General features: G+C 35.7%; 23 protein-coding genes and 1 tRNA gene. 15 read left to right on the plus strand and 9 right to left on the minus strand.

From position 1 onward, the window contains the following. Window position 1 precedes the first annotated feature (1 nt). On the minus strand, window positions 2–445 hold the full coding sequence (locus RNZ47_RS13065; protein ID WP_311940856.1) for an Lrp/AsnC family transcriptional regulator: 444 nt from the start codon (window positions 443–445) through the stop codon (window positions 2–4). A gap of 123 nt (window positions 446–568) precedes the next feature. Here RNZ47_RS13065 and RNZ47_RS13070 point away from each other — a divergent pair, with 123 nt between their 5' ends. After that, window positions 569–964 (plus strand): hypothetical protein, encoded by a 396-nt coding sequence (locus RNZ47_RS13070; RefSeq protein WP_311940860.1) that lies wholly within the window; start codon window positions 569–571, stop codon window positions 962–964. 421 nt (window positions 965–1,385) lie between these two features. After that, window positions 1,386–1,772 carry a pyrophosphohydrolase domain-containing protein gene (locus tag RNZ47_RS13080; protein WP_311940867.1) on the plus strand — a complete coding sequence of 129 codons (387 nt, stop codon included), beginning with the start codon at window positions 1,386–1,388 and terminating at the stop codon, window positions 1,770–1,772. Window positions 1,773–1,853: 81 nt separating this feature from the next. Here RNZ47_RS13080 and RNZ47_RS13085 read toward each other — a convergent pair whose 3' ends face one another. After that, window positions 1,854–2,921 carry a branched-chain amino acid aminotransferase gene (locus tag RNZ47_RS13085; RefSeq protein WP_311940871.1) on the minus strand — a complete coding sequence of 356 codons (1,068 nt, stop codon included), beginning with the start codon at window positions 2,919–2,921 and terminating at the stop codon, window positions 1,854–1,856. 93 nt (window positions 2,922–3,014) lie between these two features. Here RNZ47_RS13085 and RNZ47_RS13090 point away from each other — a divergent pair, with 93 nt between their 5' ends. Further along, complete coding sequence (locus RNZ47_RS13090) at window positions 3,015–3,518, plus strand: DUF4920 domain-containing protein (protein ID WP_311940875.1); 504 nt, start codon at window positions 3,015–3,017, stop codon at window positions 3,516–3,518. A gap of 1 nt (window position 3,519) precedes the next feature. Beyond that, window positions 3,520–4,248, plus strand: a complete 729-nt coding sequence (gene mnmC2, locus RNZ47_RS13095; protein WP_311940879.1) for a tRNA (5-methylaminomethyl-2-thiouridine)(34)-methyltransferase MnmC2 — start codon at window positions 3,520–3,522, stop codon at window positions 4,246–4,248. 135 nt (window positions 4,249–4,383) lie between these two features. On the opposite strand, the gene RNZ47_RS13100 is transcribed toward mnmC2, so the two are convergent. Further along, entirely contained in the window at window positions 4,384–5,013 is a 630-nt protein-coding gene (locus tag RNZ47_RS13100) for a Crp/Fnr family transcriptional regulator (protein WP_311940884.1), read from the minus strand. Window positions 5,014–5,095: 82 nt separating this feature from the next. Here RNZ47_RS13100 and RNZ47_RS13105 point away from each other — a divergent pair. Continuing rightward, a tRNA-Arg gene (locus RNZ47_RS13105) sits at window positions 5,096–5,169 on the plus strand. Window positions 5,170–5,408: 239 nt separating this feature from the next. Then, complete coding sequence (gene manA, locus RNZ47_RS13110; RefSeq protein ID WP_311940888.1) at window positions 5,409–6,611, plus strand: mannose-6-phosphate isomerase, class I; 1,203 nt, start codon at window positions 5,409–5,411, stop codon at window positions 6,609–6,611. 18 nt (window positions 6,612–6,629) lie between these two features. On the opposite strand, the gene RNZ47_RS13115 is transcribed toward manA, so the two are convergent. From RNZ47_RS13115 to RNZ47_RS13125, 3 genes are all read right to left on the minus strand, one after another. Further along, entirely contained in the window at window positions 6,630–6,782 is a 153-nt protein-coding gene (locus RNZ47_RS13115) for an SsrA-binding protein (protein ID WP_311940892.1), read from the minus strand. A gap of 505 nt (window positions 6,783–7,287) precedes the next feature. Next, window positions 7,288–9,411 carry a M56 family metallopeptidase gene (locus RNZ47_RS13120; protein ID WP_311940895.1) on the minus strand — a complete coding sequence of 708 codons (2,124 nt, stop codon included), beginning with the start codon at window positions 9,409–9,411 and terminating at the stop codon, window positions 7,288–7,290. A gap of 2 nt (window positions 9,412–9,413) precedes the next feature. Beyond that, window positions 9,414–9,773 (minus strand): BlaI/MecI/CopY family transcriptional regulator, encoded by a 360-nt coding sequence (locus RNZ47_RS13125; protein WP_311940898.1) that lies wholly within the window; start codon window positions 9,771–9,773, stop codon window positions 9,414–9,416. A 346-nt stretch (window positions 9,774–10,119) separates the two neighbouring features. Between RNZ47_RS13125 and RNZ47_RS13130 the strand changes: the two genes are divergently transcribed. Both RNZ47_RS13130 and RNZ47_RS13135 read left to right on the plus strand, forming a co-directional pair. Further along, window positions 10,120–11,070 carry a calcium/sodium antiporter gene (locus RNZ47_RS13130; RefSeq protein ID WP_311940902.1) on the plus strand — a complete coding sequence of 317 codons (951 nt, stop codon included), beginning with the start codon at window positions 10,120–10,122 and terminating at the stop codon, window positions 11,068–11,070. Window positions 11,071–11,225: 155 nt separating this feature from the next. Further along, complete coding sequence (locus RNZ47_RS13135) at window positions 11,226–11,999, plus strand: hypothetical protein (RefSeq protein ID WP_311940905.1); 774 nt, start codon at window positions 11,226–11,228, stop codon at window positions 11,997–11,999. Between the two features lie 282 nt (window positions 12,000–12,281). Here RNZ47_RS13135 and RNZ47_RS13140 read toward each other — a convergent pair whose 3' ends face one another. Further along, window positions 12,282–13,292 carry a glutamine synthetase beta-grasp domain-containing protein gene (locus tag RNZ47_RS13140; RefSeq protein ID WP_311940908.1) on the minus strand — a complete coding sequence of 337 codons (1,011 nt, stop codon included), beginning with the start codon at window positions 13,290–13,292 and terminating at the stop codon, window positions 12,282–12,284. Between the two features lie 271 nt (window positions 13,293–13,563). Here RNZ47_RS13140 and RNZ47_RS13145 point away from each other — a divergent pair, with 271 nt between their 5' ends. The 5 genes from RNZ47_RS13145 (at window position 13,564) to dnaG (ending at window position 20,742) form a co-directional block, all read left to right on the plus strand. Beyond that, window positions 13,564–15,750 (plus strand): glutamine synthetase III family protein, encoded by a 2,187-nt coding sequence (locus RNZ47_RS13145; protein WP_311940911.1) that lies wholly within the window; start codon window positions 13,564–13,566, stop codon window positions 15,748–15,750. 433 nt (window positions 15,751–16,183) lie between these two features. Continuing rightward, on the plus strand, window positions 16,184–16,750 hold the full coding sequence (locus tag RNZ47_RS13150) for an RNA polymerase sigma factor (RefSeq protein ID WP_311940913.1): 567 nt from the start codon (window positions 16,184–16,186) through the stop codon (window positions 16,748–16,750). Beyond that, a complete protein-coding gene (locus RNZ47_RS13155) occupies window positions 16,737–17,522 on the plus strand; it encodes a hypothetical protein (RefSeq protein ID WP_311940916.1) in 786 nt (261 codons plus the stop codon). Before RNZ47_RS13150 ends, RNZ47_RS13155 begins: the two co-directional genes overlap by 14 nt. Window positions 17,523–17,582: 60 nt before the next feature. Beyond that, the gene (locus RNZ47_RS13160) at window positions 17,583–18,677 is read left to right on the plus strand and encodes a hypothetical protein (RefSeq protein WP_311940919.1); all 1,095 of its coding nucleotides are present in this window, start codon (window positions 17,583–17,585) and stop codon (window positions 18,675–18,677) included. Window positions 18,678–18,783: 106 nt separating this feature from the next. Next, a complete protein-coding gene (dnaG, locus tag RNZ47_RS13165; RefSeq protein ID WP_311940922.1) occupies window positions 18,784–20,742 on the plus strand; it encodes a DNA primase in 1,959 nt (652 codons plus the stop codon). On the opposite strand, the gene RNZ47_RS13170 is transcribed toward dnaG, so the two are convergent. Both RNZ47_RS13170 and nadE read right to left on the minus strand, forming a co-directional pair. After that, complete coding sequence (locus tag RNZ47_RS13170) at window positions 20,737–21,366, minus strand: response regulator (RefSeq protein WP_311940925.1); 630 nt, start codon at window positions 21,364–21,366, stop codon at window positions 20,737–20,739. The two genes, dnaG and RNZ47_RS13170, sit on opposite strands and share 6 nt — an antisense overlap. A gap of 102 nt (window positions 21,367–21,468) precedes the next feature. After that, window positions 21,469–22,257, minus strand: a complete 789-nt coding sequence (gene nadE, locus RNZ47_RS13175) for an NAD(+) synthase (protein WP_311940929.1) — start codon at window positions 22,255–22,257, stop codon at window positions 21,469–21,471. Between the two features lie 186 nt (window positions 22,258–22,443). Between nadE and gldB the strand changes: the two genes are divergently transcribed. Both gldB and gldC read left to right on the plus strand, forming a co-directional pair. Then, window positions 22,444–23,406: a gliding motility lipoprotein GldB gene (gene gldB / locus RNZ47_RS13180; RefSeq protein WP_311940932.1), complete on the plus strand. Its 963-nt coding sequence runs from the start codon at window positions 22,444–22,446 to the stop codon at window positions 23,404–23,406. After that, window positions 23,406–23,741, plus strand: coding sequence for a gliding motility protein GldC (gldC, locus tag RNZ47_RS13185; protein WP_311940935.1), 336 nt, complete (start codon window positions 23,406–23,408; stop codon window positions 23,739–23,741). Before gldB ends, gldC begins: the two co-directional genes overlap by 1 nt. The last annotated feature ends 171 nt before the right edge of the window (window positions 23,742–23,912 follow it).

Below are 23,912 nucleotides of genomic sequence, written 5' to 3' on the forward strand. Positions count from 1 at the left end.
CTTACTCAATAGGCCTAATCTCATTGTGTTTTACTACCCGAGATAAAACAATTTGTGTTTTACTTTCGCCATAAATTATTAGCTGATCAATAAACTGCTCTAAATGTTTTTGGTTTTTTAAAACCACTTCCATCACTATGTTTTCGTCGCCTGTAATGCGGTAGCAATTTATAACCTCGTCGTAGGTTTTTACTTTTTCCAAAAACGGTTTTAGTTTACCCATAAAAGCACGTAAGGTAATAATGGCTTTAAACTGATACCCTAATTCAAACGGCGAAACTATGGTTTTATAATCTTCAATAACACCCAAATCTTCCATTTTTTTAATGCGCTCGGAAACCGCTGGCGAACTAACCCCAACCTGTCTTCCAATCTCCGCATTGGATTGTCTGGCATTCTGTTGCAAACACTTTAAAATCTTCTTATTCAGGCTATCTATACTCATTTAAGGAAATCAAACTGCAAAACATTAATATTTAAAGCAAATATACGTATTTACTTTAAAATCAAAAGAACAATGTGGATTCTTGTGAGTAATTTTGATAAAATTGCTTAAGAAAAAATAAAGATGTCATCTAATACCCCACAAAACCTATCGGAATTACCGATTTATAAAAAAGCATTAGATATTTTTGTCTTATCACAAAACATATCTTCGTATTTAAATCAAGATTTATCTGTTTTAAAAGAAGATGGGTCTGAAGACAATAACATTTACTTTTCCGGCGATATCGTTCAGCAATCAGTGTCCTTAGCTCCCGAAATTGCCAATGCGGAATTAGAGCGTTATTCAGAAAGAAGGCATAAACACATTGCTACGCTTAAGCGTATTACAAACTTACTTTATAAAAACTCGTACCGCTTAGAACGTGCCAATAGTAATGGTAAAGATTTTTTGCCCATTTTACGTAAAGAGCTCAAGAAATTCAAAAAATTGCAACGCACTTGGTTGCTGACTTTGTAAAATATCTTAGAGCTACTCTTTCCCTTTTTTTATAATAATAAACAGTTTCCTTTTTTTGATGTTTTTCAGATATAGATTGGTATGCGCTTTTGGCGTTGTATGAAGAATTTAATTCAGCCTAAAAACACGAGATACTAGTGGTAAATTAAACGGGTTGCGGAATTACTTTAAAAAGTATTTAATAGCAACAATGCCCAGTATAAAGGAAATAAAGGCGAGCAGCACCCAAAAACTACCTTTGTAAAAGCGTTTGTGAAGCTTTAAATCTTTGCGGTAAGAATAACCGATTACCACAGCAAAAACAATAAAAAATAAAACTCCAAAAATGATTTGACCTTTACTAAACATATAGTTATTTTTATGCAAATTTAATTAATAAGAACGATATTTTCGCTGTTGCGGAAATGAAATAAAACTTTAAATGAAAAATAAAATTGAGGCCGTAAAAGCATTTCATACCGCATTTAAAATAGGGCACAGGGAAACGCCAAAAGCCGATTTGGGATTAGCCAAAAACATGCTGCGCTACAAACTTATGCGAGAAGAAAACGAAGAATATTTAGAAGCCGCAACCAATAACGATTTAGTTGAAGTTGCCGATGCCCTGGGCGATATGCTTTATATTTTATGCGGAACCATTATTGAACACGGGATGCAACATAAAATTGAAGACGTGTTTAACGAAATTCAAAGAAGTAATATGAGCAAATTAGGTGAAAACGGACAGCCTATTTATCGTGAAGACGGCAAGGTGCTTAAAGGTCCCAATTATTTTAAACCAAATATTGAAGCTATTCTAGAAAAATAAGTTGATACAAATTTCACGAATTAACACTAATCATAACAGTACAAACCATTAGTGGAAATTCGTGAAATTTGTATCTTTTTGTTAAATTACTCTATAACGCCATCCAAAAGGATCTTCAACTTTGTTGGTTTGAATATCGGTAATGCGTTTCTTTAAAGAACTTGCATAGGTGTTTTCTAATTTTGGTAAATCAAAATCTTCATCTTTGTAACCAAAACCAGATATTGGAGAAATTACAGCAGCTGTTCCTGCACCAAACATCTCCTTTAAAGAGCCATTTTTAGCAGCTTCAACAACCTCGCTTACGGTAATTTTTCTAACCTCTACGGGAATGCCTTCTTTTTTCGCCAATTCAATAATACTTTTACGTGTAATGCCATCGAGAATTCTGTCGCTGGTTGGCCCCGTAATAAGGGTATCATTTATACGGATAAATATATTCATCGCACCCGCTTCTTCAATATATTCATGGGTGTTATCATCGGTCCAAATAACTTGTTGGTAGCCTTTTTCAATGGCTAATTGCGTGGGGTAAAACTGTCCGGCATAATTACCGCCAGCTTTAGCAAAACCAACACCACCATTGGCAGAACGCGAATATTTTTCTTCTATTAAAACCTTTAATTCACCAGCAAAATACGAGCCCGATGGTGCCGTGGCAATTACAAATTTATACTCATCGGCAGGCGATGCATGAAACCCTTTCCCTGTCGCAAAAATAAAAGGCCTTATGTATAACGAGCTGCCTTCGTTTTTAGGAATCCAGTCGCTATCCACCTTTAAAAGCGCTTTTAAACCTTCCATGAAATAAGCTTCAGGCAATTCTGGAATCGCAAGGCGTTTTGCTGAAATGTTCAATCGTTTAAAATTATCTAAAGGACGAAATAATAATATATTGTTATCGGTATCTTTATAGGCTTTCATACCTTCAAAAATAGATTGCCCGTAATGAAAAATCTTAGCAGAAGGATCTAAGGTAATCGGCGCATAAGGCACCACTTTGGGCGCTTGCCACTTTCCGTCTTTATAATCACATTCAAGCATGTGGTCAGAAAATGTTTTTCCAAAGCTTAAATGGTCAAAATCTACTTCATTAATTTTGGAATGTTTGGTTTTTATAACCTCGATATCATTCATTAAAGCATTCATAATTTACGTTGTTTTAGGCTGCAAATTTAAGGAAAAACGCAATTAAAAATGATATATTTGCAACAAATCGTTTAAAATTGAAAATTATATACAATGAAACCAATAACTTTAACAATTATCTGTCTGTTTGTGTTAAATTCTTGTAAAAACAAAGTAGAGAATCCACAAGAAAAGCAAATTGAAACTGAAAAAGTAGACTATGCATCCTTTGGAAACACTATAATTGCTGATGATGCAATTGCTGCGGCATCTATGGCAACACACTATAAAACCATGAGCGTGGGAGACAGCATTAATTCTAAAATGACTGCAACTGTTAACAAAGTGTGCCAATCTAAAGGCTGTTGGATGACTTTGGATTTGGGCGATAACGAAGAAGTGATGGTGAAATTTAAGGATTATGCCATTTTTATGCCTAAAGATATTGCAGGAAAAGAAGTGATTATAAATGGCAAAGCTTATGTAACCGAGGTTTCGGTTGATGAGCAGCGCCACTATGCCGAAGATGAAGGGCAATCTACCGAACAGATAGCAAGCATCACAGAGCCTAAAAAAACATATTCTTTTGAAGCCGATGGCGTATTATTAAAACAATAGTGTGCAACGCGAAATTGTAATAACAGCCGATGGCTCTACAACCATTCATTTACCGGAATGGGACGAGCAATACCACTCCAAACACGGCGCTATACAAGAGGCTTATCATGTGTTTATAAAACATGGTCTGCACTATTTTTGTGATTCAGGTGGAAGCAAAGAATCTCAAAAAGCAAGTCATGTTGTTGAGGGCGCAATTTGTAATTCTAATGAAATTTCGATATTGGAAATTGGTTTTGGAACGGGTTTAAACGCTTTTATTACTTTATTGGAAGCCGAAAAATTAAAAACCAATATTGCTTATTATGGTGTTGAGGCCTATCCTGTTTTAATGGATGAAATCAATCAATTAAATTACCCAAAAGAATTAAAAGCTGAAGATAAAGTTTCACTTTTTAACAAGTTGCATGAAGTTTCGTGGGAAGCATCGCATAAAATCACATCTCATTTTTCATTAACAAAACAAAATCGATTTTTTTCAAAAATTAAAGAAAAAGAGCGGTACAACATTATTTATTTTGATGCTTTTGGAGCCCGTGTTCAACCGGAATTATGGACGGAAAGTATATTCCAAAACATGTTTCATGCCCTTAAAGATAACGGGGTTTTAGTTACCTATTCTGCCAAAGGCAGTGTTAGGCGCGCTATGGAAGCCGTAGGTTTTAAAGTCCAGCGATTGCCCGGGCCTCCGGGAAAACGTGAAATGTTACGCGCTTGTAAAGAAGCGTAACATTCAGAGACTCCAAAAAATAAAATCTTGAGTTAAATGCTGAGGGCAACGAAACTTTCGGCAACCTCAAACCATTAAAGTATTGAACTAAATGGCCCGCATCAAAATTTAATCTTGATTAAGGGGTGTTTTGATTTATAAAACTTCGATTTTATTCCGGCTCAATTTAATTTTGTTTTCGTTCTCAAGTTGCTTTAGCAAACGCGAAATAACCACACGAGATGTGTGTAAATCTTCAGCAATATCCAAATGTTTTACAATGATGGTTTTTGAGTTGTCCATCTTTGTTTTATGGATTAAATACTTGTACAAACGCTCGTTCATTTTCATAAAAGCAAGATCGTCAATGGTTTCAAGCATTTCGCTAAACCGTGATTGGTAGCTTTCTAAAATGAAATTCCGCCAACTTTCGTTGTCATGAAACCATTTTTGCATAAACGCAACCGGTATCATGACTAAGCTTGAATCTTTTTCGGCAACCGCTCTCACTTTACTTTTTGAGCTGCCCATACAGCATGTTAGCGACATGGTGCAGGTTTCTCCGGTTTCCAAAAAGTAAATAAGCAAATCGTTTCCATCGTTATCTTCCCTAAGTATTTTTATACTACCACTTAACAAAAGCGGAATGTGTTTTAAGGTTTGGTCGATATCGATAACAATATCTTGCTTTTTAAACGTTTTAAATACACCAAATTGATAGATTTTTTTAATAAGATTATCATCTAAAAGGTGGTTGAAGTTTTGTTGTAATAATTCTTTAGACATGCTCAAAAATAACCATTTTGAAATTTGAAATAAAAGTTTGGTGGGGTTTTAATAAAAAATGTATATTTGCATCCACAAAAAAGGCCATGTGGCGCAACTGAATAGCGCACTTGATTACGGCTCAAGAGGTTGCAGGTTTGAATCCTGCCATGGTCACGAATAAATACAAAAGGGACAATTAAAAATGAGCGTGCTCACCATTTTATTTGTCCCTTTTTGTTTTCAAAACCTATTTGTAAAGGATACTCGCAACGAATAAAATAATACTTCGACAAGCTAAATATGGTATGGAACTAGATTTTAAGGCAGCCTCTTGTGCTTTACAATACATTTTATTTCCCCTTTTGCGCCGTTTAGTTTAAATTTGTGTGTTATTAATCATTTACTAAATAAGGATGTCGAAATTATTTGCGCTTAAAGGAAAAATTCAACATTACGCATGGGGCGGAACTGCATATATTCCTCAATTATTAGGAATAAAAAGCAATACCGAAAAATGTGCCGAATATTGGTTGGGTGCTCACGCCAATGCACCTTCTGTAATAACAACTGCTGCTGGTAGCCGGAATTTGGATAGCCATATAGCCTCAAACCCCAATGAAAGTTTAGGGGCTGAAATTGCTGAAAGCTTTGGGCGGTTACCTTTTCTTTTTAAAGTGTTAGATGTAAAGGATATGTTGTCCATTCAAGTGCATCCCACCAAAATAGAAGCCGAAAAAGGATTTAAACGTGAAAATGAATTGGGCATTCCGTTAACTGCGCCTCACAGAAATTACAAAGACGATAACCACAAGCCGGAAATTATGGTGGCGCTTAGCGAGTTTTGGTTGCTACACGGATTTTTGCCTAAGAATGAATTAATTGAAAGATTGAAAACTACTCCGGAATTTGTCGATTTGTTACCTGTTTTTACAGATTCAGGTTATTTTGGTTTGTATAAAAAAGTGATGGAGCAATCTGCTGAAGACAGCAACCGCATTTTAAAACCCTTGGTAAATCGGATTATGCCATTGTATTCGCAAGGAAATTTGGATAAATCAAGTCCCGATTATTGGGCGGCCAAAGCTGTGGATACGGCACCAGATACAGATGTTTTGGATAAAGGCATTTATTCCATCTACTTTTTCAATATTGTTAAAACCAATAAAGGTGAAGCTGTTTTTCAGGATGCCGGAATTCCGCATGCCTATCTCGAAGGACAAAATATGGAGCTTATGGCAAATTCCGATAATGTTTTACGTGGTGGCTTAACGCCAAAACACGTTGATGTGCCCGAGTTGTTAAAACATGTGGCTTTTGAGGAAACCAAACCAAATGTGATGCAAGGAACCTTGCAAGCCGATGGCATTGAGCGCATTTATAAAACGCCGGCACCAGATTTTGAATTGAGTAAAATAGATTTAAAACGATCGGAAAGCTATCAAGCGACATCAAAAACGGCACAAATTTTAATCGTTATTGAAGGCGAATCTACAATTTCAAGTGGCGAAAAAGTGTTGCATATCGGTAAGGGCGATTCGGTGTTTTTAGAAGCCAATTGTGCGTATAGTATAGCTGCACAAACAAACGCAACCCTTTATAAAGCTACTGCACCGTAAGGTTTTTTGTAGAATAAATCAATCCAAAGCTTGTTTTGTAACGTAAACGCGCCAGCCTATTATGGCCATTTGTAGTTTCGTGGCTTTTGCTAAATCCAGTTGTCGTTTCGAGTAGCTTGGTAAGACTATTTTGTTAACCTTTGCCAAAAATTTGAATACTTGCTTTTTCATTTGTAAAACCCTTATTAAAAGGTAAAAATAGTAAAACTTATTCTAGACTAAGTTTTACTTTTTTTTTGTGTTATATAATTGAAATTATAACCAAGATAATATCAATCATAATTTTAGCAAGAGTTATCATAATTATAGGGTTTTAAAGGTTAGTAAATGGTGTTATTTTATCAATGTTTTTTTAAGATATATTTTTTGGAATATATCCACCAAATGTTTTTGGGTAAATCTGTGAATTTGAATATAGGTTTGTAAGTAAAAAGACGATTTATGTTTCAGTATTTATGTGACGCTCTTTAAGATAGTTTTAAAATGTAATTTTAAACGATGTTAATTGTTGTAATTTGTAATAATTGTAGGGGTGTTTTTGAGTGATTTATAAAAACCAAGGCACTTTTGGTTAAAAAAAGGATGTTATTTGGCCATTTCATCTTTTATTTGATTTTTTGGCACAAAAAAAGACACTCTTTTTAGAGTGCCTTTTAGTTAATCTGTTTAGGTAGATTTAGTTTTTCTTTTTGGACGTAATTTCTACCACACCATCTTTAGCTTTTTTACCATATTTTTCAATGGCCGATTCGCCTTTAAGTACCGTTATGCTTTCAATATCGTTTGGATCAATGGCGTCAAATTTGTTTTTTCTAATTTTCTTACCGTCCAAAATATACAATGGTTCTTTATCACTGTCAGTGGAAATTTGGATTTTACCATTGCCATTACTTTTGCCAAAAGTTTTAATTTTATATGATTTGCCTTTAGATTCTCCACTTTTTAAAATAATAACATCTTCATCTTCATTCTTCCCATCGTTTTCAATAATAACCTCGACATTTTTATCGTCATCATCAGAAATATCTTCAACATTACTATGGCTTTCAACAATAGCATATTGTCCTTTTTTGCCATCATTTTTATTAAAATGAATGCTATCAGCTATAATCGCTTTTTTGTCTTTAAAAACATGTACAAAATCAGAAGTTATGAATGCATAACTGTTTTTGTTATTGGAGTGTAAAGTGTCTATCACTTTACCTGATTTAGAGATAACGTATTTGGTTTTTATTTCAGTGCCAAAACCAAACCCTTCACTATTTTGCCTGTAAGCAAAAGGTTTTATGGGTTTGTCGCCATTTAAGCTATAATTGCCAGAGCCATTTTTGGTTTTAAATTCAGCATAAATTGCAATAATTTCATTTTTTGAGTTTCGCTTTATTTTACTGAATTTTAAAGTCACACCCTTTTCTTTTCCTCTTTTTATGGCATTTTCAAAATCTTTATCTGTAAAATTTTTGGTAATGGTTACGTTAAAAGGTTTGATTTTTTGAGTGTTAGGGTTTTGTTTTGCAGTAGTTCGCTTGAGTTTCGTTTTAGAATTATGTGAGTTTTTGCTACTGCCAAAATCCAAGGTTTTGGAGTTATTAAAATCAAATTCATCATTAACTGTTTTTATGTGTTCAATACCTCCAACTCCACAAGTTTCTTCGTGTTTAAAATAATAAAAAGGTTCGATTGGTGACTGATCGCTATTATAAGTACAACTACCACCTTCAGTTTCAAATTTCGTTATAATTTTTGTAATTTCTCCTTTTGCATTTCGTTTTAATTCTGAATATGTAAAAACAACACCCATACTCTGTAGCTTTTTCTCAATCTTGTTTAAATCTTTGTCAGACAGATTTTTTCTAAAAATTATTTTTATTTTATCATTCTCTTTTGTGATTTCCTGCTGTTCTACTTTGTTTGTAATTTTAGTTGAGCTATCATTATCCAAAACCTTTTCAACATAAACCTCCTCCGTATTAAACCCCATTAAAAACAGGGCGAGAAAAGGCAGAACCAAGGCATATTTTAAAAGATTGATTTTTTTCGATTTTGATTTGTGTAACATAACGATTCGTTTTTTGATTAATGAACTGTAAAAATTATTGGTGATGGCGATGTGCTGATGAGGCACACTTGTTTTTAACAATAAATGCTGATAGCTTTTTTTGCAGCTCGATTGCTTTTGCGCTTTGTAATCGGCAATAAACTCCAGGTTTTGCTGTAAATCTTTTTTGTAAAACCAAGTAATTGGGTTAAACCAAAACACAATAGCAGCGAGTTGCGATATTAAAATGTCGATAGAATGGTATTGTTTTACATGCACTTTTTCATGGGCGATAATATGTTGTAACTCCGTATTGTCAAACTGATTTGGGTTAAAAACAATCCATCTAAAAAACGAAAAAGGCTGGGTTTCGTTTTGGGTTTCAATAAATGTAAATCCGTTTTGTCGCTGCTTTTTATTGTTTAAAATAAGTAAGGCCAACGAGCCCAATTGCACCAAAAATCGCAGGGAAAATAGAGCAACACCAATTGCATAAACAACAAGTGCATAATGCCAAATATTAAAAGGGGCTTCGGTCGTTTCAGCTATAGCTGAAGCATCGGTAACTTCAAAATTCTGAATGGGCATTGGCGTGTACTCAATATAAATAGGAATCACCACATAAGGCAGTGCAAAAGCGGTAATTAGCCCGATAAGCAAAAACCAACGATTGGACTGAAAAAAAGTGTCGCGCTGTAAAAACAGTTTGTAGCACAGGTAAAAAATGGCAATAACCGTACTGGCTTTAAGTAAATATTCCATGGTTATTTTTGTTTTTCAATTAATGCGATAATCTCCTTAAGCTCGTCCACGCTTATCTTTTCCTCTTTGGCAAAAAACGATACCATATTTTTATACGAGTTGTTAAAATAATTATCAATGGCCGCCGTCATAAACCGTTTTTTGTAATCCTCTTTAGTAACAATAGGGTAGTATTGGTGGGTTTTTCCGTAGGCATTATAAGCCACAAAACCCTTGTCTTCCAAATTTCTTATAATGGTCGATAACGTGTTGTAATGCGGCTTGTCGTCTGTAATTTCAGCAAGCACATCTTTTACAAAAGCCTTTTCAAGCCTCCATAAAATATGCATAATTTCTTCTTCTTTGTTTGTTAGTTTTTGCATTATTAAAGGTTATTTCATTTCCACGAAGGTGAAAATCTTTTTTAATTATTAATATTTGGGCGTGACCACAACCCTTCGACTGCGCTCAGGGCAAGTGGTCGGGCTTTCACTACTCGCTTCCTCCTGCGTCGGCGAGCTCAAACATGCCGTTCAATCCCTAACGCAATACAAACGTATAACTATTTTTGTAGTTATACAACTAAAATTGTAGTTATTTAACTAAAATTTAAGTTTTCAAGGCTGTGGCATAAGCAAATACCGCTGTATTATTTGGTCTCACAAAAACTTTCAACTTTTTAACTTCTAACTTTTAACTTTCATTTATCTTCGCAAAAAAATATATAATATGAGTATTCTTTGGGTTGTCCTTGGATTTATTTTATTGGTAATAGGAGGTGAGTTTTTAGTGCGCTCGTCCGTGGCTTTGTCATTTAAGTTTAGCATTTCTAAAATGGTAATTGGTATGACGGTGGTTTCATTCGCAACCTCGGCACCGGAATTATTGGTGAGTTTGCAGGCGGCACTTTCCGGTTCGCCAGCCATAGCCATTAACAATGTGGTGGGTTCCAATATTGCAAACATTGGTTTGGTATTGGGCATAACGGCCATGGTTGGTGCTATTTCGGTCGATAAATCATTTTATAAACTCAACTGGCCAGCGATGATGCTGTTTTCGGTGGCCTTGTATTATTTTCTTAAAAACGATAGTGTATTAACGGCATTTGAAGGCGCCATTTTGTTTGTGGGGCTGTTTTTGTTTCTATTTGTATTAATACGAAGTACAAAAAAAGATATTAATATAGAAGAAGTCGACGAAAGTCTAGCCGTAGTTTCCAATTTTAAAATCGGTTTGTGGTTGCTAATAGGCGCCACAGCGTTGTATTTTGGTAGCGAATGGTTGGTTGTTGGCGCAAAAGATATCGCCACGGCGGTTGGAGTGAGCGAAGCAGTAATAGGCGTGTCGTTAATAGCGGTAGGTACCAGTGTTCCGGAATTGGCTGCATCGGTTATTGCAGCGGCAAAACAGGAAAAAGCCATTTCGTTGGGTAATTTAATAGGCTCGAATATATTTAATATCGGCTCTGTTTTGGGGTTGACGGCCATGATAAAGCCAATTCCTGTGACCGAGCCGCAAATACTAACTAGCGATATTTTTTGGATGCTTGCTTTTTCAGCTGTTTTATTACCCATGATTTTTATAAAAAAACGCATGCAAATAAGCCGAATAAAAGGATTTGTTTTGGTAGTTGCTTACGGTATATTTATGTTTTTGGTGTTTAGCAAGGACAAGTTTTAGTTTGTGATACATTCACTTTGGCAATGTTGTGTAGAACAATGCTTTGTCGGAAAAATTGACTAACTTCGTTTAGCATTAGATATAAAGCACCTGTGCTGAGCTTAGTTGAAGCTTTGAATGATTTTATATCATGTCGTTGACAATAATATAACAAAATGAAAACCTACATACTTGATATAATTCCAAAGATTCAAAGATTTAGTCAAAAATTAGATAATTTGACCATTCTATTACATAAGCATTGGGTAATTTTAGATGAGGATTCCTCAAGAAAATGTGTTTTCATTTTTAGAGAAAAAGACAACCAATTATTAATTTCTAATGATGGAAAAATAGAGAAAGGTAATTGGGAGTATTTGGGAAACAATTCGCTTTTAATTGACCGAAAAGATGGCTCATTTCTTTTTAAACACGGATTTATAGATGATTATGTTCTTGCACTAAAAGTTGATGGTAAAGAAGAATATGCACTACTTGTAAATGAAAAATGGTTTGAGAAACAGTTAAAGTCTCTTGATAAAATTTTATCTTTTCTAAATGAAAGATATATTGAACAAAAAGAGCAACTTTCAATAACAATTCCGAATATTGAAACTCTAAATGCCAATTCTGAAAAGGAATCAACAAATCCACTTTCAATAAACGATTTCAGTAATAGTATTGATAAAATTAAAATCCCTGAATCTATTAAGAAAAACTTTTATTCCGAGAAATCGTTCTTGCTTTATTCAATTGAAGAAATAGATTATTACATAAAATTTTTTAAATCAAAAGAATACCCATTTTATGCAGCTCTTGTTCTTGACAAGAAAAATATTAAATTATCACCAAAATTACGACAGAATTTATTAATGGTAGCAAAAAGAGATTTTGGTTTAGAAACAATTAATGAAGTAATAAATACTATTGCCAACAACATTTATAATTAATGGCGAGTTCTCTTCTCTTGTTAAATTTAGTAACATCAAAGTAAAGAGAAATGTTAAACTCACCTCTCCAAAAAAAAGCAACTTTCAATTTAAAAACATAACCCTGAAAACAAGCCCGACCCTTTTTGCCCTGAGCGGAGTCGAAGGGCGGGGTAACGCCCAACTTCTCGATACAATTCTTTTAAACACATCAGAATCACTCGAAATGACATGCATTATATAAAAAACGCCAACAAATTAATGTTGGCGTTTTTTATGAACAAAAATGTTAATCTATAGGAATTAAATTTTTGCGGATTTAACGGTTTTAATAATTCTTCCCGCAATTTTATAAGGGTCTCCGTTTGACGCAGGGCGTCTGTCTTCCAACCAACCTTTCCAGCCTTTTTCAACCGTGATTATAGGAATACGGATGGAAGCGCCTCTATCTGAAACGCCGTAAGAGAAATCAGAAACGTGTGCCGTTTCGTGCAATCCGGTTAAACGCTCATCGTTAAACTCACCGTACACTTCGATGTGCTCATCTGTAACGGGCCTGAAGGCTTCACATATTTTTTCGTAAGTTTCTTTAGAACCACAAGTTCTTAAAGTGGTGTTGGAAAAGTTGGCGTGCATACCAGAACCATTCCAATCGCCTTTTACCGGTTTTGGGTGGTATTCGATATAGTAGCCATATTTTTCGGTTAATCTGTCTAATAGGTAACGGGCAATCCAAATTTCGTCTCCGGCTTTTTTGGCGCCTTTTGCAAATAATTGGAATTCCCATTGTCCCGGAGCAACTTCTTGGTTTATTCCCTCAAAGTTTAATCCGGCTTCAATACATAAATCGGCATGCTCTTCAACAAAATCCCTACCCCAAGTGTAGCGTCCGCCAACAGAACAGTAATATTTACCTTGTGGGCCAGGGAAACCACCACGTGGGAACCCTAGAGGTAAATCGGTTTTGGTATCCATTAAAAAATACTCTTGCTCAAAACCAAACCAGAAATCACCATTGTCATCATCAATCTGAGCTCTTGCATTTGAAGGGTGTGGTGTTCCGTCTGCACTTAAAACTTCAGCCATCACTAAGTAACCGTTTTTTCTTGTCGGGTCTGGATAAATAGCTACGGGTTTTAATAAACAGTCTGATGCGCCTCCAGAGGCTTGCTCGGTCGAGCTGCCGTCAAAAGACCAAATTGCGCAATCTTCTAATTTACCACTAAAGTCTTCTTCAACTTTAGTTTTGCTTCTCATGTTTTGTGTTGGTTCATGACCATCTAGCCATATATACTCTAATTTTGATTTTGCCATAATGAATAGTTTATAAATACAATATTTAAAATAATGACACAAATATAAAATTTTATGAAACACGGTATGTTTTATAGGGGTATTTTAATTAACAGTGGCTTTATTTTTATTTACCCCCTATTTTTTATGGGTTTATTTTATAATATGAACATAATTTTATGCTAAAATCTAAAAATTGTTAATAACAAACTTTTGTGTTTTATACTTTTATTGTTTTTGCTGTTTATTTTTGCACCTATAAATTTGTTGTAACATCTAAAAATTATACGAAATGTCAACTTTAAGATTTCACGCTATAAAAAAATCGCTTTCAGCCAAACCTGTACCCGTTGAAGAGAAAGAACGTCGCTCAGATATATTTGGTAAGAATGTGTTTAACGAAAATTCTATGCGCCAATACTTGACAAAAGATGCTTTTGCCGGAGTGATGAACGCCATTCAATATGGTAAAAAAATTGATAGAGCTATAGCAGACCAAGTGTCCTCTTCAATGAAAGATTGGGCGTTATCAAAAGGCGTTACACATTATACCCATTGGTTTCAGCCATTAACCGGGACAACTGCCGAAAAGCACGATGCTTTTTTTGAGACCATTGGAGATGGAATGGCCATCGAAAAATTTGGAGGTAGCCAATTGGTGCAACAAGAACCGGATGCCTCAAGTTTTCCAAGTGGCGGTATTCGAAATACCTTCGAGGCTCGTGGATATACGGCTTGGGATCCTACATCACCGGCATTTATTTATGGCACAACCCTTTGTATCCCTACCATTTTTGTGGCGTACACGGGAGAGGCCTTAGATTATAAAACCCCACTATTAAGGGCGCTACAAGCGGTTGATGGTGCAGCTACCGCAGTATGTAAATATTTTGATAAAAACGTAAAAAAAGTAACCTCGTCTTTAGGCTGGGAGCAAGAATATTTTTTAATCGATAAAACCTTGGCGGCCACCCGTCCGGATATTGCATTAACCGGCAGAACATTATTGGGGCACTCTGCAGCAAAAGGGCAACAATTGGACGACCATTATTTTGGCTCTATTCCTAGCAGGGCTTTAAACTATATGCGCGAGCTGGAAACCGAATGTATGCTTTTAGGTATTCCGGTAAAAACGAGACATAACGAGGTAGCCCCAAACCAATTTGAATTGGCGCCAATTTTTGAGGAAGCCAATTTAGCAGTCGACCATAATTCGTTGCTCATGGATATTATGGGTCGTGTGGCATCGCGCCATAATTTTAAGGTGCTATTACACGAAAAACCATTTGCGGGCATCAATGGCTCGGGTAAGCACAACAACTGGTCGCTGTCCACAGATACGGGGGTTAATTTATTGGCTCCGGGAAAAACGCCCATGAGTAATTTACAATTTTTAACCTTTTTTATAAATACCATAAAAGCGGTTAACAAGCACGAAGCACTATTACGGGCCACCATTGCTTCGGCGAGCAACGACCACAGATTGGGAGCCAACGAAGCACCTCCAGCCATTATTTCCGTGTTTATTGGCGAACAATTAACCAAGGTTTTAGAAGAATTGGAAGGCGTTACCAAAGGCAAATTATCACCTCAGGAAAAAACCGAATTAAAATTAAATGTAGTTGGTAAAATACCGGATGTTTTGTTGGACAATACCGATAGAAACCGCACATCGCCATTTGCATTTACGGGCAATAAATTCGAGTTTAGAGCCGTGGGTTCAACAGCTAATTGCGGCGACCCCATGACGGTTTTAAACACCATAGTTGCAAAGCAATTAAAAGACTTTAAAGTGGAAGTCGATAAGCTAATCGACGAAAAAGGTTTAAAGAAAGACGAAGCGATTTTTAATGTGTTGCGCGAATATATAAAAGCCTCAAAACGTATTTTGTTCGAAGGCAATGGCTATAGCGAAGCTTGGGAAAAGGAAGCCGAAAAAAGAGGGTTGAGCAATAATAAAACCACGCCCGATGCCCTAAAAGCTAAAATATCAAAAGATAGTATGGCCCTGTTTGAGGAAATGCAGGTAATGAGTAATATTGAAACCAAAGCGCGTTACGAAATAGAGGTTGAAGCCTATATTATGCACATTCAAATTGAAGGTCGGGTTTTGGGCGATATAGCGCGTAACCACATTGTTCCAACGGCGGTGAGATACCAAAACACCTTAATTGAAAACGTAAAAGGCCTCAAGGAAATTTTCGATGAAAAATTCAAGGAAGTTTCCAAAGAGCAACTCAATTTAATAGAGCAAATTTCAAATCATATAGAAAGCATCAACGCCAATGTTACGAAAATGATTAACGAAAGAAAAAAAGCCAATGCCATTCAAGATGTCGAAAAGAAAGCGCAGGCCTATTGCTTTAACGTAAAGCCCCTGTTCGAAGACATTCGTTACCATTGCGATAAGCTGGAATTGTTGGTAGACGACGAGATTTGGCCACTAACCAAGTACCGGGAGCTGCTGTTTACAAGGTAGTCCGTTTTTAGCAATCCCGTAACTTCGTGGTTTTCTAGAAGTTGGGCGTTACCCCGCCCTTCGACTCCGCTCAGGGCAAGAGGGGTCGGGCTTTCCGCTACAATCTTTTTAAAATGTTTGTTCAGGGAGCAAGCAATGTGTTTGCCTGTTAACACGGGCATTAAAGCAAAGTTTTTGCAAACCAATTTTAAAAAGGATTTCCACTGCAATCCCTAACGCGCTTATGTGCCGGCTTATGGTTTTAAATTAAAAGGGCTTTTGCTTTTTGCAGAGGCTCTTTTTTTTTTTCAATAAAATCGAATTCACATAAGCCCAATTTTCTATAAAAAACCAAATCTTTTCAATTACTTTTAAAATAAATTTTAGCTTCAGGCAACCTTTAGCACAACATTTGCGTCTTTATAAATAGAAGACCACATAAAATCCATTTTTTTTGAAAGTCATTCAACTCCATAAAAACGAATCCGAGCTTATTAAAAGAGCGATTAAAAACAATCGCGAAGCGCAACAGGTGTTGTTCGAGTGGCATGCCCCAAAAATGTTAAGCGTTTGCAGGTATTACATAAAAGATATACAACATGCCGAAGAAGCGATGCTTAACGGGTTTTTCAAGGTGTTTTCAAATTTAAAAAATTTTAAAAATGAAGGCAGTTTTGAGGGTTGGATACGGCGGATAATGATTCGGGAATCGATTTCGTTTTTACGACAGAAAAAAAACATGGAGTTTCCGGTTGAAGCTATTGAGCATAAAAACGATTACACCAACAACATTAAAACCGACATTGAAGTTGCCCAAATACAGCAACTTATAGACGCCCTTCCCGATGGCTATAAAGAGGTGTTTGTTATGTATGCCATTGAAGGTTACAAGCATTACGAAATTGCCAATATGCTAAACATTAGCGAGGGCGCATCAAAATCGCAGCTGTTTAAAGCACGCAAACAGCTTCAGGAAAGCATTAAAAAATTAAATAAAACAACAAGCTATGGCAGCAAATAAATTTGAAAAAAAGATTAAGGATAAACTTGAAAAAAGAACCATAAAACCATCTGCCGATGCGTGGAATAAATTATCTCACCGCTTAGAAAATCAAGAAGAAAAACGGAATAACAAAGCGTTTTGGTGGTTGGGCATTGCGGCAAGTATTATAGGTGTGTTATTGGTGGTTACCCAAGTTTTCAAGAATGATTCCGGTGAGCATGTTGCACCGCAAATTGTGGTAACACCAGAACTTGTTAAACAAGATGATATTTCGACAGGCTCAATAACCGCCGATAAAATAGCTAATGAAAAGGTTGAGCCTATTGAAGAAATTTCAGAAGATATCAAATCAAAAGAAGCTAATCAGTCCAATCAAATTCAAAAAAAACCAACTGTAATCAAACCTAATTTAATTAAAGAAACAACGCGTATTGTTGAAGAAAAAGATGTTCAAACCACAAAAGAAACCCATGTTGAGCCAGTCAAAATAATTTCTGAAAAGTTAACGCTCGAAGAACAGAAAATTAAGGAAGTCATAGCCCAGGTAAAAACCTTAAAAGACGGTAAAAACCAGGTTACGGAAAACGAAATTGAAGCCTTGTTAATTGAAGCTCAAAACGAAATCAAATTAAAACGATTATATAACGAAAGCACAAAAAAAGTTGATGCCTTGACACTGCTTCAAGATGTTGAAGACGAGCTCGACCAATCTTTTAGAGATCAGGTTTTTAAAGCTTTAAAAGAAAATTTTATTACGGTAAAAACGGCCGTGGCACAACGTAACGACTAAAAAAATCATCAAAATTCAATCGATAAATCAATACCCACTTTGGGCAAAAAACGAACAGTTATGCAAACCATTACAAAGTATTTAGCACTGGCGGTGCTGTGTTTAAATGTGCATTTAATCACTGCGCAAGACAGCATTTCAAACACCAATAATCATGAACAAATAAAGACTTTAAGAGCCTTAAAGGATAAGGTTAAAACCCAAGAACGCGAGTATTTAAAAGCCGAGGTTGAAGCCATAAACAAGCAATTGGACGGAAACGAGATTACTTTTGAGGAAGCCGAAAATTTAAAAAAGGAAGCGGCTAAAAAACATGCTTTGAATATTGAAAACCGCATAGCGATTATCAATAATAAAATTTCACTTTTAGAACGAAACGATGCTGTTTACAACAATGAAGAAGAGGAAGCCGATGATCAATTTGTTTTTAGAATTGGAAAGGGAGACGAAACCGATGACGAATTTATATTTATTGGTACAAAGGGAAGCGACAACCACAGACATCGAAAATACGACAGGCGAACCACTAGCGATTTGGTGCTGGCCTTTGGTTTAAACAACGCCATTGTTGAAGGCGATAACCTGGATAATTCGCCGTATAAATTTGGAGGCTCTCGGTTTTTCGAAATAGGTTGGGCGTGGAAAACCCGGGTATTTAAAAACTCGAATGTTTTACGTTTCAAATATGGCTATTCGTTTCAAATAAACGGATTGAAGCCAACCGACAATCGATATTTTGTTAGCCAAGGCAACCAAACCATGTTGGAGGTATTTCCTGAAAACCTTAAAAAATCGAAGTTATCCATAACCAATTTAGTGTTTCCTGTGCATTTTGAATTTGGCCCATCCAAAAAAATCGAAAAGGATGATTATTTTAGATATTCAACACGTAATAAGTTTAAAATTGGCCTTGGCGGATATGCAGGATTTAATATAGGAACGCGCCAAAAATTAAAATATTCAGTTGACGGAAACAGGCAAAAGGATAAAATAAAAGGCGGCTTAAACACCACTAATTTGGTGTACGGAATTAGTAGTTATATTGCTGTTGGCAGTACGGCATTATATGTAAAATACGATTTGTCACCCATTTTTAAAGACCAAGTTGCAGACCAGAACAACATCTCCATTGGTGTTAGGTTCGATATGGATTGATATTTATAAGTCGATTAATAAAATAAAAGAGTTTCAATATTGAAGCTCTTTTTGTTTTACTTCAAAATAGATTATATTACATTTACACATAAAATAAGTTTCTCCATTGATTGCACCATCGTCCATAGACCAAGTATTTGAAACCGCTCGTGTAGAGGAGGTTATAGGTGATTTTGTTCAGTTAAAAAAAGCGGGCAGTAACTTTAAAGGTTTAAGTCCGTTTTCCGATGAGCGTTCACCAAGTTTTATGGTATCGCCAGTAAAACAAATTTGGAAGGATTTTTCCAGTGGAAAAGGCGGTAATGTGGTGGCGTTTTTAATGGAACACGAGCATTTTACCTATCCCGAGGCCATTAGATATTTGGCCAAAAAATACAATATTGAAATTGAAGAAACCGTTCAGTCCGATGAGCAAAAACAGGCCGCGAACGAACGGGAAAGTTTGTATTTGGTAAGCGAATATGCGAGCAAGTATTTTCAAAATATATTGCATAAAACCGATCAGGGAAAATCAATAGGATTAAGCTATTTTAAAGAGCGCGGATTTACCGAAGATACCATTAAAAAATTCGATCTAGGGTATGCACTCGACGAGTGGCAAGCCTTTACCGACGAGGCCTTAAAACAAGGTTATAATATAGATTATCTCGAAAAAACAGGGCTCACCATTGTTAAGGATACCAAACGTTTCGACAGGTTTAAGGGGCGTGTTTTATTTCCCATAAAAAGTATGAGCGGCCGAATATTGGGGTTTGGCGGGCGTATTTTGATCAACGATAAAAAAGCGGCCAAATACCTAAACTCCCCAGAGAGCGATATTTACCATAAAAGTAAAGTATTGTACGGTATTTTCCATGCCAAACAAAGCATTGCCAAAGAGGATAATTGTTATTTAGTTGAAGGCTATACCGATGTAATCCAGTTTCATCAAACGGGTATAAAAAACGTAGTGTCTTCCTCTGGAACTGCCTTAACTTCCGATCAAATCAGGCTTATAAACAGGTTAACCAAAAACATCACGGTGTTATTTGATAGCGATGCGGCAGGTATGCGCGCTTCACTTCGCGGTATCGATTTAATTCTGGAGCAGGGCATGAATGTAAAAGTATGCACATTTCCCGATGGCGAAGACCCCGATAGCTTTGCAAAAAAGAATTCACTTGAAGAACTCGCCCTGTATTTAGAAGAAAACTCCAAAGACTTTATTCAGTTCAAAGCTTCGGTTTTATTTGAAGAATCCAAAAACGACCCCATAAAAAAAGCCGAAACCGTTAGGGATATTGTCAACAGCATTTCTAAAATACCGGACCGTATTAAAAAGGAAATCTACATTCAAGAATGTGCCAGAATTATGGACATTAGCGAAGCTGTTTTGTTTAGTACCTTGGCTCAAATCAATAAAAAGGAATTTCAAGAAGAAAATAAAAAATACCAAAACGAGCAAAAAGCCTTTGATGTAATTAAGAACCAACAGCCTGTAAAAAAGGTTGATGTGCAATATGTGTTGGAGCGAAAAATAATAGAAGTGCTATTGCTTTACGGAAACAAAACCGAAGATTTTGAAGATTTGGTTTTAAAGGAAAATGATAAAAACGAACTTATTTTAGAGCCCGTAATACAACAGGCCAAAGTGTTCGAAAAAGTGTTTTTGGATTTACAAGACGATGAAATGCAATTTTCGAACCCCCAATTTAAAACCCTGTATTACACCATTATTGATAGGCTCAACCAGACCGAGGATTTTGAATTGAAAACCTTTATCAATTCCGTAGACCAAGATATGGCAAACGAAATAACCACCATTTTAATGGATGATGAACGCTATGCTTTGGACGATTGGAACAGGATGAATATTTTCCCAAAAGGAAAAACAACAAGTATTGCGCAACTGGTTAGCGAAACCATTTTAAGTTTACGCTGCTTTTTAATAGACCAAAAAGTAAAAGAATTTCAGCAAGAAACATTGCATAACAAAATAGACACGAATAGAAATATACTTGAAGAAGTAAAAGACTATTCGAGTCTAAAAATGTTATTGTCCAGAAAGCTTAATCGCGTATTATAGCTCAGCTGAAAGTTTAGCTTGGTTAACAAGATCCACTAAATTGGTTACCTTTAGTTTTCTCATTAAACGCGCTTTGTAAGTACTTACCGTTTTCTCGTTAATGTTTAGCTCTTTAGAAATCTCTTTGTTTTTTCTACCAATAGTTAAAAGTTTTAAAACTTCTGACTCGCGAGTTGATAGTTTTTTGTAAAAAGATCCCGATTTGTTGCTTTTAGCACCAAAAGCTAATTGTTGCGTTAAGGCATCACTTAAATAAATACCACCTTCGTGAACCTTTAAAATGGCCTCGTTAATGGTAATGATGTTAACTGATTTAGAAATGAATCCTGAAGCCCCCGCTTTAATGGCGTTTATGCCATATACCTCTTCGGGCTGGCCACTAAAAATAAGGGTTTTTACGTTAGGATAATCCTTCTTTAAATAACGCAAAACGGTTAAACCGTTAAGTTTTGGGAAATCTACTTCTGTTAAAATAATGTCTACGTCATTGTTTTTGACAAAGTCTAAAATATCATCGCCATCGTTTACACTTCCCACAATTTTTATGTCTGAAGATGCCGAAAATAGATGTTCTAGACCCTTTCTGATAATTGGATGATTGTCTGCTATTAGTAATTTTATCATTATTAAGGGTTTTTATACTATTATAGCTGTGAGAGGTTTACAGCTATAATTGAGAGAGTTATATGGCTGTAAAGATAGTTTTTTTTGCTAACAATGCAATGATTATTTTAAATTTGTGGGAATTTCGCAAATAGGTATTGCAATCATTTTGTGTTTATTGGCCGTATTAAAGCGTTTGTAAATTTTAAAAACGTCTTGCTCTCTACCAAGAAATTCCGATGCCGTTTTACCGGCTTGGTCCATTTTCATAGCCCACTCAAGCTCAGGGTATGACGCTCCAATTTGATCTTCATCACTCCGTGCATCGCCAAATAAACCATCACTTGGAGCCGCTTTCATAATGGATTCCGGAACGTCTAAAAATTCACCTAATTTATAAACTTCAGACTTTAATAAATCTGCAATAGGACTTAAATCTACGCCGCCATCGCCGTATTTGGTGTAAAAGCCTACCCCAAAATCCTCCACTTTATTACCGGTTCCGGCCACCAATAATTTATAAAGTCCTGCGTAATAGTAAAGGGTTGTCATGCGCAGGCGTGCTCTGGTATTTGCCAAGGCCATATCAATAGTGGCTTGGTCTCCGTCAAAAAACACCTCGCTTTTAAAGGTCTCGAAAACTGGTGTTAAATTGGTGCGTGTATCGTCAACATTATTAAACCGATGTTTTAATTGCGCAATGTGTTCTTGGGCTCTGGTAACGTGGCTCTCCGCTTGGTGTATTGGCATTTCAACACACAATACATTTAATCCCGTTTTGGCGCATAGTATTGAGGTTACTGCAGAATCGATGCCTCCTGAAATACCAATTACAAATCCGTTTACGCCAGCATTTGTCGCGTAATCTTTTAGCCAATTAACAATGTGATTTACCACTTTTTCTGTTTGCATATTTAACACAGTTTTTAATCTAAGAATAGTACCTTTGCAGACAAAAATAAAGGAAACGCCCAATTAATAAAAATCTATACCGTTTAAGTTATATTTAAAAGCCGAAATGGGCATTTAAAATATTAAATGGATGCCAACCATTTGATTGAAAACCGAATGAAAAGTTGTTTTTAAAATTTTAAGTAAATGAAAAATACAATCTTGTTATTTAGTGTTATTTTGTTAAGCATTTCTTGTAAAAAAGATAATACGTTACAAAAAAATATAGCTAAAATAAACACAGATATTAAAATTGAACGTTTTGACAGGTTGTTTGCCCAGGCAGATTCAAAAGATTTGCCAAAGCTAAAACAAGCCTACCCGTTTATGTTTTCTGAAAAATATTCAGATTCGTTTTGGATTGCCAAAAAAGCCGATACTTTACAAATTCAACTGTTTAATGAGGTTGCTAAAGCATTTACCAATTTTAACGACGTTGAAACTGAAATTGAATCGCTTTTCAATCATTTAAAATATTATTTTCCAGAATTCAATCCACCCAGAATCATTACCGTCACCAACGATGTAGATTATAGAAACCGGGTAATTGTTACCGATACCATTGCTGTAATCGCTTTGGATAATTATTTGGGAAGTGACCACGAATTTTACGGAGCCATCCCCAAATACATTAGAGCTCATTTTAATAAAGAACAGCTCGTTGTAGATTTGGCCGATGCATATGCAAAGAAATATATCTATCAATCGCAAAAAAGAACTTTGTTGGACGAAATGATTTATTCAGGGAAACTACTCTATTTTAAAGATAAGGTTATTCCTTTTAAAACTGATGCGGAGCGTATGGGCTATTCGCCCGAGCAGTTAACTTGGGCCATTGCAAACGAGAGTTATATTTGGCGCTATTTTGTGGAGCGCGAATTATTGTTTAGCACAGACTCAAAATTACCGAGCCGATTTATAAATCCTGCGCCTTTCACTAAATTTTATTTAGAAGAAATTGACGCCGATTCACCAGGGCGATTAGGACAATATATAGGTTGGCAAATTGTACGTGCTTACATGCAGCAAAACGATGTTGCTTTAAAAGACATGCTTATAAAATCTACTGAAGACATATTTAATAACACCAAGTTTAAACCACGTAAATAATGGCAAAAAATCACACCTCAAAAATAGAATTGAAAGTTGAATTGGATGAAAACAGAATTCCGGAAAGTTTGCAATGGACTGCTGAAGATGGTGGTATTACAAACCAAGAAGCCAAAGCGATGATGCTTTCTGTTTGGGACGCTGAAAGCCAAGAAACTCTGCGCATCGATTTATGGACCAAAGATATGCCCGTAGATGAAATGAAAGTGTTTTTTCATCAAACCTTAGTAACGATGAGCGATACGTTTAATAGGGCCACACAGGATGAAAAAATGACGGCAACCATGAAAGATTTTTGTGATTATTTTGCTGAAAAGTTGGAGCTGAAAAAATAATTTTTAAGTTCAAAGTTCAAAGTTCAAAGTTCAAAGTTCAAAGTTCAAAGTTCAAAGTTCAAAGTTCAAAGTTCAAAGTTCAAAGTTGTGTGCAGTAAAACCGAGATTGAATTATGTCACAGAGACTCAGAGAGATACGCAAAATTTTGACCAAAATGATCACTTATTGTA

The sequence above is a fragment of the Hwangdonia seohaensis genome, from assembly GCF_031932625.1.
Classification (GTDB): Bacteria; Bacteroidota; Bacteroidia; order Flavobacteriales; family Flavobacteriaceae; genus Hwangdonia; species Hwangdonia seohaensis.